This window comes from Hydrogenophilus thiooxidans (genome assembly GCF_019049855.1).
In the GTDB taxonomy this organism is placed as follows: domain Bacteria; phylum Pseudomonadota; class Gammaproteobacteria; order Burkholderiales; family Rhodocyclaceae; genus Hydrogenophilus; species Hydrogenophilus thiooxidans.
This window is the reverse complement of sequence record NZ_JAHLSY010000046.1, coordinates 1-3,018: the sequence shown is the minus strand read 5'-3', so window position 1 is coordinate 3,018 and position 3,018 is coordinate 1. Positions and strand designations below refer to the sequence as shown.

The following is a 3,018-nucleotide window of genomic DNA, read 5'->3' as shown; positions in this document are numbered from 1 at the left end:
ACACAACTCGCCTCCTGATGAACATCATCAGAGGCAGGGTAACGAAGGTGGGTCAATTTCGATGGCCAAGGTGGGTCATTTTTACATGGCCATCGACAAAGGTGGGAGGATCGGTCAATAAGATGTGGGTGTCCCATGTTGTGAAGCGCTGCAGCGCCGCGACGCTCTCCAGCGGCAGGTCACGGATGACCTGTGGGGAGAGATCAAGGTAGGGGATCGGCAGGGAAATGCCGCTTTGGGAGAGCGCTGCCGCCAACGGCGTTGGGGCAAGCGAGGTGGCCGCGAGGGCCATCGAGTCGGTTGGCATGGGGCAACTCCTTCGTGGTTCAGGAGTAACCCATTCTTGTCATGGGATGTCAGACGATCTGCCCCCTGAAGTCAGACGGATATCAGACGGGCCGCCCGGTCGGGCGGCTGCAGTCTTTTGCGGCGCGGGCGCTCTCGCTTGAGGGGTGTCTAGGGGCGCGATGTCTGACCGATGTCAGACGGCGGCGCAACGCTGGATGCAAAAAAGGCCGCGCAGGGCGGCCGGCGTTGTGGCGATATCAGACGGATCTCAGACGAGCAGCATCCACGCGCCTCGTTTCACGCCCGGGGCCAAGTCGAGGTACACGCCCTTGATCGTCGCCCACTGCTCCTTGCGGAAGGCCGTGCTGGGGCTGAAGGATTCCGAACCGGCCATCGCATCGCTGGTTTTGACGATAGGGCTGCCGTTTTTGTAGGCGGTGACGAGGATGTCGAAGATGGCGATCTGCTTTTCGCCGGTGAGCATCAGCGGCGGCTTGCCGGGGATGTAGAGCGTGGCCGATTGGTCGCTGTGCTTGACCAGATCGACCGCCATCCCCCCCCGCGCGCGAGGGTTTTGCGCTGGAGGAAGAGGCTTGCCAGATGCTCGATGTTGAGCAGCGCTTCGCCTGTGGCGCTCAAATGGTCGGCAACAGGGGTGACCACATTGGGCCCCAGGCACAGCGGATGGGCACGGCCGGCGGCAGCAGCGGGAAGTTCGACGCGGCGGTGATCGACTGGATGGTCATAGGCGATGAAGCCGGGCTTGCCGCTGGCGCGCACGGTGACTTCATGCACCTGCTCATCGATGTCGATCAGCAGGGTTTGTTGTCGGCTGCGCCGCTCAAGAAAACCGACGTGCTCAAGCGCTTGCGGATCGATGCCGCGCACCAGAAAAAACTGGCCGGGCACTTCCCGCTCGGTTTGGTCATAGAGTGGCAAAAGCGTCGCAAAGAGCGCACGCGCGTGCTCACGGGTCAGGAGCTGGACGGGACGCAGGATGTCCCAGGCGGCAAGCAGCGCATAGCCCAGCTCGCGCTGCACCGGGTCGCGGTTGCTGCGCAGATTGCAGCGGTTCGGGTCGGACAGGGTGATGTTCAGCGTCTTGGTCTTGTCGCTGCCGTGCTGGGTGTAGCGCACGGAAATGACCACACGGCTGATGCAGGCCGCCCGACTGAAGAGGTGATCCTTGCCGAAGAGCGATTCGGCGACTTCCTCGATATCGTCATCGGCGGTGACCTTGAGGCTGGCGCGGTGTTTGTAGTTGTCCGGGCGGGCGTCGACCTCCACCACGGCGACGTGCTCGATGTCGAAGCCGTCCACCCTGGGTGGCGTCAGGCGCAAGGAGTCCAGAAAGCGCCCCATGTTGTATTGCTTGAGCGTGAGGGGCTTGCCTGAAAGATCCAGCTTGAGCCCCGTCTCCGCAAAGCAGCCAGCCACCTGCTGGCGCACCGAGGGGCTGGCCGAGAACACCTCGATCACACCCTCGTCAGGTGAAAACAGCAAGGTCGCCTCGTTGAGCGGCCGGTAGTAGCGCTCCTGGCGGCTGCCATCGGCTTCCTGGTATTCGGCGACGCTGGACAGCGGCCCACCATGGCGCACGATCAGCAGGTGTTGGGGAATTTCTTGGCCGGCGGCGTCTTTCTTGTCGACCTGCAGGTGAGTCACGGTGCATCGACCGGTGAGTTCGAGCCTCTCCTGGATCTGCTCCTCCAGCGCTGCCTTGACGGCATCGTCCCAGACGAAATCCACCTTGGCATTCGCATCCAGTTCGAAGGCCTCGTACATCCGCCCGAAGTTGCGGTAATGGTCGGCGTAGAAAAGGTTCTCGGCTTCGTCGAACAGCAGCGACTGGTGCTGATAGAGCCACAGGCTACGACCGAGATCATCGAGCTGGGCAGCAAAGGCGTCGATGTGGACTTGCTCGAATAGTTTGGCGGCAACCCGCGTGACGGTCTCAACACCACGCCCTTCGGCCAGCGTCAGGATGCGGTGGGCGTGGCGGTCAAGGGGAACAGCGGCGTCGGGTTTGAGCGCGCTGGCGATGTCGAGGAGTTGAGCGCGAATGGCCTGGATGCTGGCTGCGTCAGTGGCCGACGCCCACTGCACATCGCTGAAAATCGCCGCGTACTGTCCTTTGTCGACAGTGGCAAGAAACCCTTCCAGCGCGGCCAGTGGAGACGCCTCCAGCAGACGATGCAGGGAAACGCCGTTCTTGAATGACTTCGCCATGCTCCACAGCCTCCCAGTCTCATTTTGGATAATTTATTATCTCAGACGCTTAAGATAGCGTGAACCCATGTCCATGGGCAGGACACCCCGGTAGAGTTTCAGTCCTGACTGTTGCCGAGCCAGGGCTCCGACACTTCGGGGTGACCTTACTGGTGATGCCGGAGGCGGAGAAGCGCTGGCGGCGGCGGGATGAGGACGAAGAGCCGGTGGAGGATAGTTACGACCGGTTCGTCTCCAGAGGGCAGGCGTAATACAGAAAATATACCCAAGGCACATAGATGACTTTTCCATATGACATTCCTATAACACTAAAAATCATCGGAGCACTCTCCGCAGGCCTGGGATCGATGCTTTTGGCTTGGCGGGTCAAGACGATCCTGAAATGGGTGGTTTATTGCCTAGTTGTCAGGTCCCATATCATTATATTCCCCGAAGTCGTGCTAAACTCTTCGAAGCGTACCGACTCCTTGAGCGCTTGTTCCAAGGCCGGAAAGCATTGAA

General features: G+C 60.8%; 3 protein-coding genes. All 3 read right to left on the bottom strand.

Going from position 1 to position 3,018, the window contains the following annotated elements:
* Positions 1 to 52: 52 nt before the first annotated feature.
* The 3 genes from KUL93_RS11080 to KUL93_RS11070 all read right to left on the bottom strand — a co-directional run bounded on the left by KUL93_RS11080 (position 53) and on the right by KUL93_RS11070 (position 2,517).
* Positions 53 to 307, bottom strand: coding sequence for a hypothetical protein (locus tag KUL93_RS11080; protein WP_217127095.1), 255 nt, complete (start codon positions 305 to 307; stop codon positions 53 to 55).
* A 249-nt stretch (positions 308 to 556) separates the two neighbouring features.
* Entirely contained in the window at positions 557 to 841 is a 285-nt protein-coding gene (locus KUL93_RS11075; RefSeq protein ID WP_217127094.1) for a hypothetical protein, read from the bottom strand.
* Positions 772 to 2,517 (bottom strand): hypothetical protein, encoded by a 1,746-nt coding sequence (locus tag KUL93_RS11070; protein WP_217127093.1) that lies wholly within the window; start codon positions 2,515 to 2,517, stop codon positions 772 to 774. The genes KUL93_RS11075 and KUL93_RS11070 overlap by 70 nt, the downstream gene beginning before the upstream one ends.
* Between the last annotated feature and the right edge of the window lie 501 nt (positions 2,518 to 3,018).

Bases quoted from the DNA above. Each gene is read 5' to 3' on its own strand.
- KUL93_RS11080 (WP_217127095.1), bottom strand. From the start codon at position 307: ATGCCAACCGACTCGATGGCCCTCGCGGCCACCTCGCTTGCCCCAACG.
- KUL93_RS11075 (WP_217127094.1), bottom strand. From the start codon at position 841: ATGGCGGTCGATCTGGTCAAGCACAGCGACCAATCGGCCACGCTCTAC.
- KUL93_RS11070 (WP_217127093.1), bottom strand. From the start codon at position 2,517: ATGGCGAAGTCATTCAAGAACGGCGTTTCCCTGCATCGTCTGCTGGAG.